Here is a 15,410-nt window from a genome sequence, read left to right on the forward strand (position 1 = left end):
ACTGTTTTTATAGATATTTAGTAATTGACAAATAAAAGGTTGAACTCTTTTTGTCATAAATCTCAAATCCCTGAGATGTCCCCACTTCTGGGTTATAGAAACGACCACTATTGTTGTGACCAACAGCCAACACCCAATCAGGCTTAAACGACCAACCGAGTTCTTGGGCAAAGGTAAATTGATCATCGAGTCGACGACCGTAATAGTTTTTGGAAATCCGATAACGACCACTGATATCCAAATACCAATTGGCCGTTATTTGCCAATAAGCATCGAGTAATCCATCGAGTTGCTGTTCAACTAACACGCGTTCACCAGCGGTTTTGTATTGGTAAGCGTTGTAGCGATAGCGCGGTGAAAAATAAAAACTTAGGTTATCTAGCGGGCTCCAAAATAAGTACGCGGCAATGCGCGGCGCATATTGCAACTTATCTAGTTTTGATTCACGTTCTGCGGGCAGATACACACCTAAACTACCTTTCAATGAGACGGTATCGGTTAAGGCATACAGTGGCGTGCGGTACTCCAGCAAAGGATCATAAAAACTGGACTCTTTGCCATGTAGTGTTTGCTTTTCACCCCCAAGGGTAAACAACACATTGCCCCAATTTGCCTTGTAATCGATACGGCTATCGATGTTGTAGGCTTGATAGGCGTAATAACTTTCCGAGTCATAAATGTTTCGCGTAAAACCCACATTAACGTAGCCAGACCATTTTGCTGCTTGTGCATCCGTTGCTAGCTCAAATTCATTGACGGCCAATGCTTGGCCGACAAAGGAGAAACTGGCCAGCATCACCTGCACGCAGAAAAGCACAGACCATTTATTTCGTCGACGAGAAATCGACGAATAATATTGATTACTCGTTGGTTGCATAATAAAACCTTGATTTATATTTTTAATGAAAAATCTTGATAGTGAGCATGCGCTCTATTTAACGCTAGGATGTACTTGCTTGAATTGATTTAATCCAATTAAGTAAAACTGAATAATAGTTTTCTATATTAGTAATATAACTACGTATAAATATGGTTAAGACGAAATAAATAAAACCCAAAAAAACGAAAAAAGACGCTCCCCAAAATATGCTTTCAAAATCCGTTTGGGCAAACCCAGCCCAAAGGGGAGCGCTATATTCACCAACTATTACTATTGACTGATGGCTAACAGGTTCACAGTGAAACCACAACACTGAAGCCATTGATAAATAATTATTTTTAATAACACAAGAATTAGACAACGCGGCAATATTCACAGGTAAACTCACCCATAATATTCCAAATATCAGCCACTCACCCACAGCGAAAAGAAAACGCTTTGGTATTTTTGGATATTTTTTTGTGGCTAATTTCGTTAACATTGCTCGTCAATACGTTATGCTATAAATAATCTCCACTGCGACATCACAGCCAAAGATACAAAAAGATACATCTGTTGCATCATATGCACGAACAAAAAATATTTACAACTCACACAAGAGCTAACTCATATTAAATTAAAATAAATATGAGTTAGATCAGAAAAACCATGCAAAATTAAACATAAAAAAACACAATGAGCAACAACTAAGCCCTCCTAGAAAAACAATTTAGAAAACTTTATTTATAAATAAATAACAACATGCAGTGCGCTTATTTACATATACCACCAAAATGCAATTGCTTAAGGGTGTTGTGGGAGAATATGACGAGCCGCCAACTGCATTTGCAGCTCTTTACAGCGCTGGCGTAACATTTCACGAAGCAGTAACACCACGGGAGTGACATGTTCACGTCCTGGGCACACTAAGTACAAATCGACGGGCTCCCCCTGATACTCAGGCAACAAACGTACTAATCGCCCTGAGATTAAGTCATCGGCCAGATCTAGACTCGACTTAAATACCAACCCTTTACCAGCCACAGCCCAACGGCGGGCAATCTCGGCATCATTAGCACTACGATTGCCCGTGACACGCACTTTGAATTCTTGACCATCACGCCTAAATAGCCATTGATCGTGGGTGCGATCATCTAACTTATAAAACAAGCAATTATGCTCAACTAATTGCTCTAACGAATCAAGCACACCAAACTTGGCGAGATATTCAGGTGAGGCGCACAAGACACGATCAACACTACAGATAGGGAAAGCCACTTGGTTAGAATCCTGCGGTTTTCCATAGCGCACGGCGACATCAATTTTATCGTGGTAAAAACTGCTGATATTGTCGCCAAGGTGCAAGCGCACTTGCAGTTGAGGAAAATCGAGCAAAAAATCGTCGAGCCAAGGCACAAACAAATTACGACCAAAGTCTGAAGAAACCGACAGGCTTAAAGTGCCAGATATTTTACCTTTATCACTGGCGATAGCCTGTTCGCCAAGCGCTAAATCGCTTAGCGCACGTCGGCAATGAATAAGATAACGTTCACCTTGCACAGTCAAACGTAAGCTGCGTGTCGTGCGGATAAATAAACTAGTATCGAGCTGTTTCTCAAGCCGTTTTATTGCTGCACTGGCAGAAGCAGCCGAGATATCCATCTCGGCTGCTGCGGCAGATATATTGCCGCAATCAGCGACTCGCACGAACAAAGCTAAATCATTAATTAGCATGATTATCAAAAATCCTTTGAAAAAATTACAAACTTTATCCTGTTTATCTCTTGGCTAATATTCCACACAATGGCTACACGATACAAGTACACTCAAACAAGTAGACTCCAGCAAGTACACCCAGAGGAATAAACATGAAAGCCATTGGTTACCAGACAGCAGGTGCAATCACAGCGCCCAATGCATTAGAAAACATCACGCTAGCCGAGCCAACTGCGACAGGTTTTGACCTTTTAGTGGAAATCAAAGCCATTTCTGTCAATCCGGTTGATACAAAAATCCGTGCATCTAGCTCAGCGCCTGCAGGCGAATACAAAATTATCGGCTGGGATGCGGTCGGTGTCGTCAAAGCCATTGGTGAGAAAGCCAGTCTTTTCAACGTTGGCGATGAAGTGTGGTATGCAGGCGATATCAGTCGCAGCGGAAGTTACGCAGAATATCAATTGGTTGATGAGCGAATTGTCGGCCATAAACCTAAAAGTTTAACCTATACCCAAGCCGCGGCATTACCTTTAACGGGGATTACGGCATGGGAGATTTTATTCGACCGTTTAGCTTTACCCCAAGATGGTTCGGCAACTGACGCCCGTATTTTAATTATCGGTGCGGCCGGCGGTGTGGGTTCAATCATCACTCAGCTTGCAGTAAAACTCACAGGTGCAGAAGTAATAGGCACTGCATCTCGTCCAGAATCCGCCGCTTGGGTGCACAAACTTGGTGCCGATGCTGTTATCGACCACACCAAGCCACTTTCACAGGAACTTGCCAATATTGGCATTACTGATGTGACCCATGTGATTAGCTTAACCCAAACCGATCAACATTTTGATGAAATAGTACAAGTGCTTAAGCCACAAGGAAAACTAGCATTAATCGATGATCCTAAGGGGCCATTAGATGTGATGAAACTTAAGCGTAAAAGCTTATCCTTACACTGGGAACTGATGTTTACCCGCAGCCTATATCAGACCGAGGATATGATTGCGCAACATCACTTACTCAACCGCTTAAGCGCCCTTATCGATACAGGCGAGTTACAGAGTACGTTCGGTGAACACTACGGCACCATTAATGCCCAAAACTTAATCAAAGCTCACGCTCAGATAGAGTCTGGCAAAGCGATCGGTAAAATTGTTTTAGAAGGTTTTAACCAATGAAAATAACAGTATTTGCCCAAATCATCGCGAATAAAGGCCAAAGCGATACGCTATTTAAGATACTCAAGCAACTCGTGACAGACACTCATACTGAGGCTGGCTGCATCGAATACAAACTGCATCACTCATTAGATGATGAAAATATCTTCTGGATGTACGAAATTTGGCAATCCCAAGTAGCACTGGATGAACATATGGCGAGTACGCACTTTCAAGCATTCGTCGCTCAAACCGCAGACTTAATCAGTCGAGCTGACATTCACAAAAGCTACGCCTGCTAATCAACAAAAAAGCGCCAAAGACATTGGCGCTTTTCATCATTTATCACTTATCGAATCAAAGTCATGGCCATCTTGCGGCGTAAATACGCGATTTGCTGCATGTGTGGCAAATCCTTAGGACAGTTGTCTTGGCAGCCGAGTAAAGTCATACAACCAAATACGCCATCCTGATTGCCAATCACATGGTAAAAATCCTCGGCAGTACGAGCGTCACGGCTGTCCATCTCAAAACGAGCTATTTTCATCATACCCACAGCGCCGACAAAAGTTTCACGCATTTGTTTAGTCGCACAAGCGGAAACACACACGCCACATTCAACACAGCGCTCTAGCTCATACAAACGCGCAGCTTCATCTGGGTCCATAGGATCTTCAAGCCGATGCACGCTTATATCATTAGCCTTAGGGTGTAACCACAGCTTTAAGCGTTCGGCCAGTTCCCGCATAAACTTACCAGTGTTAACCGAGAGATCACCAATCAACTCAAAACCTGGCAGCGGCATTAAGGTGATTTCACCCTTAGGGTATTTGGCCGTTAAGGTGCGGCAAGCTAGCGTCGGGAAACCGTTGATCACCATAGCGCAGCTACCACAGATGCCAGCACGACAAACAAAGTCGAACTGCAATGAAGTGTCTTGTTCTTCCCTGAGTTTATTAAGGGCGATAAATACCGTCATCCCCGGCGTTTCGGTAAGCTGATAACGCACCATTTTCGGCTTATCGTTTGGCTCCTGCGGATCATAACGAAAGATATTAAAGGTTAACTGGCGACCTTGGCTCATTATGATTTTTCTCCTAACGCATTGGCAGATGGACTTTTTAAAGTATCACTTAAACGTTCATTATTGGGTTGTAAGCTCTCGGGTAATTCAAAGGGCATAAGAGCCCGCTGCCTTTGATAACGGTCAGCATCATCACCTAGCTCAGCTAAAATCTCGGCAATTTGCTGTTCACGCTTTTCGGTATCGGGATGCACTATGGCGTTGTTGATGCCATAACCACGATAACCCGGCGGGAGCTCCATCTTCATCACATCGAGTGCTTCGTAGTTAAGCACAGGTTCGAGTGCCTCGGGATCGGGCCAGCTGGCCAAGGTGCGATTCAGCCAGTCTCGATCATTTCGCTGCGGATAATCCTCGCGAGCATGGGCACCACGACTCTCTGTTCGCGCTGCGGCCCCGCAGGCTACGGTTAGCGCCACTTTTAGCATACGCTTAACCCGCAGAGCTTCGACTAACTCAGGATTGGCGTGACGCTTTTTACACTTAAGTCCGAGTTTACGCGAACGCTCGAGCAACACTTTTAGCTCGGCAACCGCTTTTTCAAGCTCGGGGCCATTACGGAAAATCCCCACATAATCCATCATGATGCGCTGCATTTCGCGCTTGAGCTCAAAGGCGCTCTCGTGACCATCACCCTCGACCAGCATATCGATTTCACTCTGCACCTGCTGCATAAACCGTTCAGCAAGCTGAGTGTCGATCTCAAGGCTATTGTTCTCACAAAAATCGGCGACATATTTACCAATAATCATGCCGCCAACCACGGTTTCGGCCAACGAATTACCGCCTAAACGGTTAAAGCCGTGCATGTCCCAACAAGCCGCCTCACCTACGCTAAATAAGCCTTTAAGCTGCGGACTTTCACCTGTGGCATTAGTCCGAATACCGCCCATAGAATAATGCTGAGTTGGGCGTACAGGGATCCAATCTTTAGCGGGATCGATGCCAAGGAAATTCTCACAAATTTCCTGCACTTCCCTAAGATTCGTTTCAATATGCTTGCGACCTAAAAGGGTAATATCTAGCCACAGGTGGGGGCCATAAGGGCTATCGACGCCCTTACCTTTACGTATATGTTCAGTCATGCGACGCGATACCACATCCCGCGATGCCAACTCCTTTTTATCGGGCTCATAGTCAGGCATAAAGCGATAACCGTCTTTATCGCGCAATAAGCCGCCATCACCACGGCACCCTTCCGTTGTTAAAATGCCCACGGGTACAATGGCAGTGGGATGGAATTGTACCGCCTCCATATTGCCAAGCCTTGCCACGCCCGTTTCCAATGCCAACGCTTGGCCAATACCTTCGCAGATGATCGCATTGGTCGACACTTCATAAATTCGGCCATAACCACCAGTGGCTATCGTAGTGGACTTAGCCACATAGGCTCTAAGTTCACCCGTAATCAAACAACGAGCAATCACGCCATGGCAACGCTTACCATCGTGAATAAGTGCCAAGGCTTCGATACGTTCATGGACGGGAATATCCATGGAAATCGCTTTGTTATCCATAGCGTATAACAGCGAATGACCTGTACCGTCAGCGGTATAACAAGTGCGCCATTTTTTAGTCCCGCCAAAATCACGGGCGTTGATAAGACCATGGGCTTCTTGGGCCTCATGTAGCGTGACTTTTTGCGCATTGACTATCACTTCCCTCGGGCCAGCAGTCACCCGAGACCAAGGCACGCCCCAATTGGCCAGCTCACGTACTGCCTTAGGTGCACAATGGGCAAACATCCGTGCGACATCTTGATCACAGCCCCAATCGGAACCTTTTACCGTATCTTGAAAATGCACATCCTCATCATCGCCCATTCCCTTAACGGCATTGCCTAAACTCGCCTGCATCCCCCCTTGAGCGGCAGCAGAGTGGGAACGTTTTGCAGGAATGAGTGACAAAACTAAAGTGTCAAGCCCACGCTCTTTCGAAGCGATAGCGACCCTTAAGCCCGCGAGCCCAGCTCCTACCACCAATGAATCGGTATAAATCAGTTTCACGCCAGCTCCTTAATGGGGTCTATTGTTTTGTGCTGTTTTTTTATGTTCGACATTCTATTCACTGATTAACTTAATCATTGATTAAAAGCGGAATTAACTCGCGTAGGGTAAAAATGCCAGAAGTGAGGCGACACCAACAGTGACAAATAGCACGCTCACTATGGTCTTGATCTTACGTAATCGACTGCGGTTGTTGAGATCCCGCGCCGCCCCCCATTTCAAAGCCACACGGTAAATGCCAATTGCTGCATGTAACTCCACAGTGAGCAGCAAAGGCAGATAAACCATCCAGACACCTTGATTCCAAATACGATCGGCGCTTCCCTGAGGGCCAATGGTTTCGGGAGCCGAGCCAATAAGCCACAAATGCACAGGCAACAGCAGTAAAATCACTACACCGGTAATGGCTTGCCAACGCCACAAGCGAGTATCGCTGTGGTTGATCACTTGCATTTGTTGGCGTAGAGCCCTTTGCTGACGCAGACTCATTGGTAATTTTTGCAATGCCACTAACACGTGCACTAACGCCAAAATGGCAATACCAATGGCAATACAAGTCACTACCCAAGGATAACCGTGTCCATCAGCGGACAGAAAACTCAGCTCCATGGTGCGTGCCACCCAACTCATGGCATCCGCACCCAATAAAATCGATGACACTAACACTAAGTGGGTCCACAAAAAGACTGCGAGTATTACCCCTGACAAACTCTGGCTTAAATCCAGCCAAGCACTCCATTTTTTAATATTTAATTTGATCGCCATCCTATCGCCTCACACCGTTGACCTTATCGAGCCAATCTCATTAAGTTTTATCGCAAACTAATATCGCTCACACATCCACACGAAAACGTGAGCCAGATCAATTGAGTGCTGAATAATTAACCTAATGCTTAATAATAGCAGTGAAACAAAATCCTGCTGCTGGCTTAAAGCCTACTCAGGTACGAAGGGCTGCACAGGAATATCGAGCTCGCTACCGATAAATAGATATGAAACAAGGCTCGCAGTCCCCAGACATAGCAGATATATAATCAACACCTTAGCGACTTTTCGTAGACCTGAACGTTTAGTGGTTAAGCCCCACTTTACCGCTACGCGATAGAGACCAATCATGGCGTGTACCACTACAGCGGGAAGTAACAACGCATACAGCAACCAAGCGTTATCGTGATAAACCCGCTCAGCCGATAAATGCGGGCCAATTTCAGGATTCAAAATCATAGTGAAGAGGTGAACAGGAACGAGGAAAAATAAGATAAAGCCAGTGATCAGTTGCCAAAACCACGCATGGGTATCCTTATGTTTGATATTCCCCATGTGCGAACGCAGGGCTCGCCATTGCCCTAGCTGCGCCGGAAAACGCCGTAGCGCCACCGCGGCATGTACTATCACCACCAATAGCATAAACACTGAAAACACTTTAGTGACTATAGGAAAGCCATGTCCTGTGCTGCTAAACATTCCACCTTCAAGCAACTGAACGACCCGATAAAAAGCCTCTTTACCCAGCAAAATACTCGATTCAAAATGCATGTGTAATAGTAAAAAGCTGCCAAGCATAATCCCTGTCGCACTCTGCAGCCTATCAGCCTTAGCCGACCAAGGATGACCTAGCGGTGTACTCACCCTATTGTGAACTCGAGTTATGCTTGTCATCTTGAATTAACCTATGTCGTTTATCGTTGGCACCTCTTGGCAAACTACACCATAGCAGCAACTCAAATCAGGCTTGAGTGTCACAGATTTAAAGCGTGAGCCAACTCACCTGACGGAGTTAAACTCTTAGAAGATGATCACAAAAAACGTATCAAAACCAAACAAAGGTAAAACCAATTAACCAATACTTTTCATAGTGTTATATCAAATAATGAAACTGACAATTCGTTTTTTAACACCAATCCATACCCGCCAGCTAACCCCTTGTCTGTATAGACAAAAGCGTAATACCAGGATAGCCAGTCGTCGAACCTAAAGCCTAGTGATAACCAAACGACCTTACCTAAAGCGCTTTAAATTCCCCCTACATCCTGCATTTTGGGATAGTTTGGGTATACAATACCGCGATATTTTGAACCCTTAGTTTATGAACACTCAGTCACAGGATGCCCCCATGCCTTGGATCCAACTCCGTATAAACACCAATAGCGATGACGCTGAAACCATCAGCGACTTGCTCATGGAAGAAGGTTCAGTCTCTATCACCTTCGAAGACGGTAAAGATACCCCTATTTTTGAACCTAAATTAGGCGAAACCCCACTGTGGCGCGATACAGTGGTAGTGGCCTTATTCGATGCAGAAACCGATCTGACACCGACCATCGCCATGCTGAAAACCTTGCCTTTCCTCGGTGAGAACTTCAGCCATAAAGTCGAACAAATTGAAGATAAAGACTGGGTACGCGAATGGATGGATAACTTCCACCCCATCCAATTTGGCACACGTTTATGGATCTGCCCAAGCTGGCGCGAAATCCCTGATCCAACCGCAGTCAATGTGATCTTAGATCCGGGTCTTGCCTTCGGTACTGGCACTCATCCCACGACAGCACTGTGTTTAGAGTGGCTAGACAGCTTAGATTTAAGCGATGAAGAAGTGATCGATTTTGGCTGTGGTTCAGGCATCTTAGCCGTAGCTGCACTGAAACTGGGCGCGAAAAAAGTCACAGGTATCGATATCGACTATCAAGCCATAGACGCCTCACGTGCCAACGCCGAGCGCAATGATGTCGCCGACAAGCTGGCGTTGTACTTACCAGAAGACCAACCCGCCGATCTCAAAGCCGACGTACTGGTCGCTAACATTCTTGCAGGCCCTCTGCGAGAATTAGCGCCTTTGATCGCAGAACGCGTAAAAACTGGTGGCAAACTTGCCCTTTCCGGCCTCCTCAAAGAACAAGCCCAAGAAATCTCTGACTTTTATAGCCAATGGTTCGATATGGACGCAGCGGCTCACAAAGAAGATTGGAGCCGCTTGACAGGTAAGCGTAAATAGCGCTAAAGGGTGGCGCAACATGCGCCACCGCTGGCTTCCAACAATTTAGCCTCTGACTTCTCGTCAATTAAAAGTCAAGAAAAAAAATTACCTCTAGGTCATTTATTGACCTTTTCACGGCCAACAAAAAGGGCTACTATAGCGCCCCTTTGAAGAGCTAAGGTGAAACATAAAATGCAGATTGGACCCTATCAACTGAACAATCAGCTGATCGTGGCACCAATGGCAGGTGTCACCGATCAAGCCTTCCGCAATCTTTGTCTTCGTTATGGCGCAGCCTTAGCGGTTTCCGAGATGCTTTCATCCAATCCCGAGGTTTGGGATACAGATAAAAGCCGCCAGCGCATGACGCATTCTGGCGAGGAAGGCATCCGCTCAGTGCAAATTGCAGGGGCTGATCCTGATTTAATGGCGCAAGCCGCCTTGTTCAATGTTGAACAAGGTGCTCACATCATTGATATCAATATGGGTTGCCCCGCGAAAAAAGTGAATAAAAAGCTGGCTGGCTCAGCGCTGATGCAAAATCCACCGCTGGTAAAAGAGATTTTACAAGCCGTGGTCGCCGCAGTGAATGTGCCTGTCACGTTAAAGATTCGCACCGGCTGGGAGCCAGAACACAAGAATGGTGTTCAAATCGCCCAGATTGCAGAGGATTGTGGCATCGCCTCGCTCGCCGTTCACGGCCGCACGAGACAATGTATGTACAGAGGCAACGCCGAGTACGACACGATCAAAGCAATCAAACAGAATGTCTCGATTCCTGTCGTCGCCAATGGGGACATCGACAGTCCGGAGAAAGCCCGCTTTGTGCTGGAATACACCGGTGCCGATGCCTTGATGATAGGACGGGGTGCTCAAGGACGGCCTTGGATTTTCAGAGAAATCCAGCACTACTTGGAAACGGGTAATAAGCTAGCGCCCATTGAGGTTGCCGAACAGCGTCAAGTGATGCTGGAACACCTCACCAAACTGTATGACTTATATGGTGAATACAAGGGTATCCGCTTCGCCAGAAAACATATGGGATGGTACCTAGACCAAGAAGCTCAGCGCCAATTTAGGGCTGACTTTAATCGGCTGGAAACCGCTGCAGAACAGTATTCCCTCGTGGAATGTTATTTTGATGAATTAGTACAGAATTAATAAAGAGCAGAATAGAATGTTTGATCAGACAACTAACACAGAAGTTCACCAGCTTACCGTTGGCAAAATCGAAACCGCAAACGGCACTATCAAGCCCCAGTTATTACGTGACGCCGTCAAGCGTGCCGTAACTAACTTCTTCGCACAGTTGGACGGTCAGGAAGCACAAGAAGTTTATGAAATGGTGCTAAGCGAAGTTGAAGCGCCTCTGCTTGACATAATCATGCAACACACTCGTGGCAACCAAACCCGCGCAGCAAACATGCTAGGTATCAACCGTGGTACTCTGCGTAAAAAATTGAAAAAATACGGCATGAATTAATCCGCAAGGATTAAACTGTTGTATTGAAAAAAGAAAAGGCCTGAAGAGATTCGGGCTTTTTTGCTTTCTGATACACGCCTTTCTAATACATAGTTACACACAGTCAAAATCATACTTGGTTTATCATTCATCTCACTTCAAACTAAGGCCTAGTTAACGAATACCTAAGTTTTGCTCCATCTAGAGACCAAAATCAATAAATAATCCATACAGCCCATAGCACAACCTTGACACGAGCCATCGGATTTTAAGTTATAATGCATTTAAAAATCAGTCTGTTAATTCTAAAACTTTTTAGCCGTAGGTTTTACATTGTCATTGACTCACTCTGAACAAGATATCAAACACAGTTGGTTTGGCCGTTTCTTTATTGGCAAAGCTGATGCGGTAAAACTCACCACGAGTGGTATTAGCATTAATCGCACTAAAGGCGGCTTTTTTGCTCACTCTCGCAGCACCAACAAAGTAGAAGCTGACGAATGTTTTACCTGGCAACAGCTAGATTTCCCACCATTTTTTACCTTAAGTCCACTAGGTTATCTACTCGGTTTCACAGTATTAGGCAAAGCCTATCAACTGCCGTTTCTCAGCTATTTTGCACAGCATCAATTTAGCAATCAAATCGCACAGTATTGGGCAAATGCCAATGGGCCGCGCGTTGCTGAGTTAATGGCGAAAGTGGATAAGACACTGACACGCACTTATTTACGTGAATCACGTTTAGAAATGATACAAGCCAGAGTCGCGCGCGAATACCAGCGCTGGTTCCCTTGGTGTGAAAACCTGCCATTGTCTGCACATTTACACACAGTGTTAGCGAGGCTTAAGCAAATCCACCGCTGGACTCGCGCCGATATAAAGCAGTTGCGTGAAGATTACATTCAGTCTCAGCTCGTTAAATTTGCTGACTATTTTGAGCATGTAGAATCTAATCCCTTAACCGAAAAACAGCGCCGAGCTTGTATTATCGATGATAACAATAACTTGTTATTGGCAGGCGCAGGCACGGGAAAAACCAGTGTGATGGTTGGTCGAGCAGGATATTTGCTTAAGAGTGGTCAAGCAAAAGCCGATGAAATATTGCTATTAGCCTATGGCCGTAAAGCGGCTGACGAGATGGATGAGCGGATTAAAAATAGGCTCGGTACGGATGATATCAAGGCGAGCACCTTCCACAGTTTAGGCTCAAAAATTATCGCCGACGTTGAGCGAGCAAAACCGAGTTTGTCCCCTTTAGCGGAGGATGACAAAGCCAAAGAGCTGTGGGTGCACAATACCCTTGAGACTTTGATTGAAGATGAGGCTTACCGTAAACAACTTTTCGAATATTTCAGCCGTTTCTATTATGTTGAAAAAAGCCCGTTCGAGTTCGATATGGAAAGCGAGTATTTTCAATACTTGAATGATAACGATATTCGCAGTCTTAAAGGTGAGCGAGTCAAAAGCTTTGGTGAGCTCTACATTGCCAACTGGCTATTTAGCAATGGCATCGAATATGTCTATGAAGCTAAGTACGAGCATGATGTGCGCAGTATTGATTTTCGTCAGTATCAACCCGATTTCTATCTACCCGAATACCAAATTTATCTTGAATACTATGGTATTGATGAACACCAGCATACCGCTCCTTATATCGATAACCAGAAATACTTGGAATCGATGGTATGGAAACGCCAGCTACATCAACAGCATGGCACTAAGTGTGTTGAGCTATTTTATTACCAACATAAAAAAGGGTTGTTAATCAGTAAGCTTGAGCAAGCTTTACAGGTCTTTAAAGTACAATATGCGCCCTTACCCGATGAAGCCATACTAGCAACCCTACATGAACTTGGCCGCGTGACCGAATTGGCAAAAATGTTTAGTCAGCTGATAGGGCTGTATAAAGCGGCTTGCCTTGATGAACATGGACTTGAGGGGGTATTTGCTCGCGCCGCCGATGCTCAGCAGACCCGCAAGGCATTCGAACTGCTTGAGCCCATACTAACGCGCTATGAGCAACATTTAGTGATAAATGGCGACATTGATTTTGAGGACATGATAGGCAAAGCGTTGACGTATTTACAACGCGGTCAATTTATTAGCCCGTGGCGTTTTATTATGGTGGATGAGTTCCAAGATATTTCAGAACCACGTGCCCGCTTAGTACGTGCCTTGAGGGATTCCTGTGCCCCCCATTCTAAAGCGCTGGCGTCTTTATTTTGTGTCGGGGATGACTGGCAGGCAATTTACCGTTTTAGCGGTGCAGATGTAAGTTTAACCACGCAATTTAGCCAATATTTTGGCCCAACAGCCCAAAGCTATTTGGATCTGACTTTTAGGTTTAACAGTAGTATTGGGCAAGTCGCCACTCAGTTTGTCACCCAGAATCCCACGCAATTGAGGAAGGACATTCGCTCCCTCATGCAGGTCGCCTACCCTGCAGTCTCAATATTACGCCGCGGAGAAAACGAGCAGTCAAACCTAAATGAACCAAGCCCAAATGCACTGGAACAAGCATTAACGGCCATTAGTGCAAGGATAAGCGCTAGAAGTGACAAACTTAACAGCGTAGCAAGCGTCTATTTACTGGCACGTTTTTGGTTTCTGCTACCCGATAAAACCCAAGTAAACCAACTCAAGACTAAGTACCCTAACTTGAAAATTGAATGCCAATCTTTTCATGCATCTAAAGGGAAAGAAGCCGATTATGTGGTGATCATGGGGATGAAAACGGGAATGCATGGCTTTCCTTCAATGAAAGTCACGCCTCCGATACTAGATGCATTTTTACCAAAAACGGAAGCGTTTGAATTTGCAGAAGAACGTCGACTGTTTTATGTCGCGTTAACGCGGGCAAAACACCGCGCCTATGTGATTGCCGATATGACAGACGTGAGCCCATTCGTCACCGAAATGCTTACAAAAGGCTACGCAATTGAACAAGATGAGTTCAGCACCTCTTTAGTACAAAGGTTATTTGAAGACATAAAATGCGTGCGTTGTAACACGGGAACGCTTAAGCCTAGAACGGGAAAATTTAAATCGTTTTATTCCTGCTCACATTTTCCCCTTTGCGATCACAAGGAAGAAGGTTGTGAGCTCTGTGCTAGCCCAATGACCCGAACACGCTTTGCTGGCTTTAAGGTATGTTTGAATGAGAACTGTGGCCATATAGCGCCACTTTGTAGCCTCTGTGGTGGCGATATGCAGTTAAAGGATGGTCGATTCGGCCCCTTTTGGGCTTGTCGCAATTACCGCGGGCAAAACCTACCCAGTTGTACGAATAAACTAAACAAGGCCAAGTTATCGCTCCCAAGCGAGCGACCCCAAAAGCATGTGAGCTAGATGCAAGAATGCTCAACAAAAGCCTATAACAATGAGTAGCAACTCATTTTTATAGGTAGGGAATTTAGAGTAAAAAGAAGAAATAAACAACGAGGAAAAAAGAGCTGAGTGCACCAATAACCACTGGGTAAATGAGATAAGCATCTTGCGCTCTGGCAGCACGAATAAAACATAAATGAGCCAGAAAATAATTATAGATAAAAATCATAATTGAAATCATAACACCATGGCTAAAGCGTAATGTATTCATATTGAGTGCAACAATAATAAGCAATAGCCAATTCAGCAGAATAAGATACAGAAAGACCTTCTGTAATTTATCCGAGCCGTTTCGATGAAAAGATGCAGCCATTGCATATCCTATATTTTCGCCCGTAGTCTAATTGCATCAATCAAGTTCTGGACTTCAGCTTTATCACGATAAATCCAGCGAGCGCCTAAGAACTTCAATCGACCTTTAATCGTGTGTTCTCGAGTTACCTCACATAAGACTCGTGTTTGCTCAAGTTCAATATAGAATCTCCTCCCTACTGATAGTGGTTCATTGCACAAAATCCCAACACCGCCAATGCTAATATCTTTTATATTTGCAGTTCCAATCGGTGTAATAACAAACCAGCGAGTTGTTGATAAATTTACTGTCAGGCCATCGCATGCAAATGCGAGTGGCGCTCTTTTATTTCGTCTCAGGCTAAATCTTTGATGAGTTCGACGATTATCAAATTCAATAATCTGATACTCAGGGGTCGCTTCAACTTCATCCTCAGAATGTACAAACTCTTCATACAGATTCATAGTCATCCC

15 protein-coding genes are annotated in these 15,410 nt (G+C 45.1%); 6 read left to right on the plus strand and 9 right to left on the minus strand.

Annotated features, from left to right (window positions below; genetic code table 11):
• Positions 1–7: 7 nt before the first annotated feature.
• The 3 genes from KO531_RS18330 to KO531_RS18340 form a co-directional block, all read right to left on the minus strand.
• Positions 8–877: a hypothetical protein gene (locus tag KO531_RS18330; protein ID WP_219251920.1), complete on the minus strand. Its 870-nt coding sequence runs from the start codon at positions 875–877 to the stop codon at positions 8–10.
• A 64-nt stretch (positions 878–941) separates the two neighbouring features.
• Positions 942–1,361: a hypothetical protein gene (locus KO531_RS18335; protein WP_219251921.1), complete on the minus strand. Its 420-nt coding sequence runs from the start codon at positions 1,359–1,361 to the stop codon at positions 942–944.
• Positions 1,362–1,663: 302 nt separating this feature from the next.
• The gene (locus KO531_RS18340) at positions 1,664–2,593 is read right to left on the minus strand and encodes a LysR family transcriptional regulator (RefSeq protein ID WP_219251922.1); all 930 of its coding nucleotides are present in this window, start codon (positions 2,591–2,593) and stop codon (positions 1,664–1,666) included.
• Between the two features lie 134 nt (positions 2,594–2,727).
• On the opposite strand from KO531_RS18340, the gene KO531_RS18345 reads away from it, so the two are divergent.
• Together KO531_RS18345 and KO531_RS18350 are read left to right on the plus strand one after the other, a co-directional pair.
• A complete protein-coding gene (locus KO531_RS18345; RefSeq protein ID WP_219251923.1) occupies positions 2,728–3,750 on the plus strand; it encodes a zinc-binding alcohol dehydrogenase family protein in 1,023 nt (340 codons plus the stop codon).
• Entirely contained in the window at positions 3,747–4,031 is a 285-nt protein-coding gene (locus tag KO531_RS18350) for a putative quinol monooxygenase (protein ID WP_219251924.1), read from the plus strand. The genes KO531_RS18345 and KO531_RS18350 overlap by 4 nt, the downstream gene beginning before the upstream one ends.
• A 47-nt stretch (positions 4,032–4,078) precedes the next feature.
• Here the strand turns inward: KO531_RS18350 and KO531_RS18355 are convergent, their stop codons facing one another.
• The 4 genes from KO531_RS18355 to KO531_RS18370 form a co-directional block, all read right to left on the minus strand.
• A complete protein-coding gene (locus tag KO531_RS18355; protein WP_105250423.1) occupies positions 4,079–4,813 on the minus strand; it encodes a fumarate reductase iron-sulfur subunit in 735 nt (244 codons plus the stop codon).
• A complete protein-coding gene (locus KO531_RS18360) occupies positions 4,813–6,819 on the minus strand; it encodes a fumarate reductase flavoprotein subunit (protein ID WP_219251925.1) in 2,007 nt (668 codons plus the stop codon). The genes KO531_RS18355 and KO531_RS18360 overlap by 1 nt, the downstream gene beginning before the upstream one ends.
• A 93-nt stretch (positions 6,820–6,912) precedes the next feature.
• Positions 6,913–7,584, minus strand: a complete 672-nt coding sequence (locus KO531_RS18365) for a fumarate reductase cytochrome b subunit (RefSeq protein ID WP_173247897.1) — start codon at positions 7,582–7,584, stop codon at positions 6,913–6,915.
• A gap of 171 nt (positions 7,585–7,755) precedes the next feature.
• On the minus strand, positions 7,756–8,478 hold the full coding sequence (locus KO531_RS18370; protein WP_219251926.1) for a fumarate reductase cytochrome b subunit: 723 nt from the start codon (positions 8,476–8,478) through the stop codon (positions 7,756–7,758).
• Between the two features lie 454 nt (positions 8,479–8,932).
• Here KO531_RS18370 and prmA point away from each other — a divergent pair, with 454 nt between their 5' ends.
• The 4 genes from prmA to KO531_RS18390 all read left to right on the plus strand — a co-directional run bounded on the left by prmA (position 8,933) and on the right by KO531_RS18390 (position 14,606).
• The gene (gene prmA, locus KO531_RS18375) at positions 8,933–9,814 is read left to right on the plus strand and encodes a 50S ribosomal protein L11 methyltransferase (RefSeq protein WP_105250427.1); all 882 of its coding nucleotides are present in this window, start codon (positions 8,933–8,935) and stop codon (positions 9,812–9,814) included.
• A gap of 174 nt (positions 9,815–9,988) precedes the next feature.
• Positions 9,989–10,957, plus strand: a complete 969-nt coding sequence (gene dusB, locus KO531_RS18380) for a tRNA dihydrouridine synthase DusB (RefSeq protein WP_105250428.1) — start codon at positions 9,989–9,991, stop codon at positions 10,955–10,957.
• 16 nt (positions 10,958–10,973) lie between these two features.
• Positions 10,974–11,279, plus strand: coding sequence for a DNA-binding transcriptional regulator Fis (gene fis / locus KO531_RS18385; RefSeq protein ID WP_006083371.1), 306 nt, complete (start codon positions 10,974–10,976; stop codon positions 11,277–11,279).
• A 312-nt stretch (positions 11,280–11,591) separates the two neighbouring features.
• The gene (locus tag KO531_RS18390; protein WP_219251927.1) at positions 11,592–14,606 is read left to right on the plus strand and encodes a UvrD-helicase domain-containing protein; all 3,015 of its coding nucleotides are present in this window, start codon (positions 11,592–11,594) and stop codon (positions 14,604–14,606) included.
• Between the two features lie 64 nt (positions 14,607–14,670).
• Here the strand turns inward: KO531_RS18390 and KO531_RS18395 are convergent, their stop codons facing one another.
• Together KO531_RS18395 and KO531_RS18400 are read right to left on the minus strand one after the other, a co-directional pair.
• A complete protein-coding gene (locus KO531_RS18395) occupies positions 14,671–14,958 on the minus strand; it encodes a hypothetical protein (RefSeq protein WP_113940804.1) in 288 nt (95 codons plus the stop codon).
• Between the two features lie 8 nt (positions 14,959–14,966).
• Complete coding sequence (locus tag KO531_RS18400; RefSeq protein WP_219251928.1) at positions 14,967–15,401, minus strand: pilus assembly protein PilZ; 435 nt, start codon at positions 15,399–15,401, stop codon at positions 14,967–14,969.
• Positions 15,402–15,410 lie beyond the last annotated feature (9 nt).

This window comes from Shewanella sp. NKUCC06_TVS, assembly GCF_019345515.1.
Lineage (GTDB): Bacteria > Pseudomonadota > Gammaproteobacteria > Enterobacterales > Shewanellaceae > Shewanella > Shewanella oncorhynchi.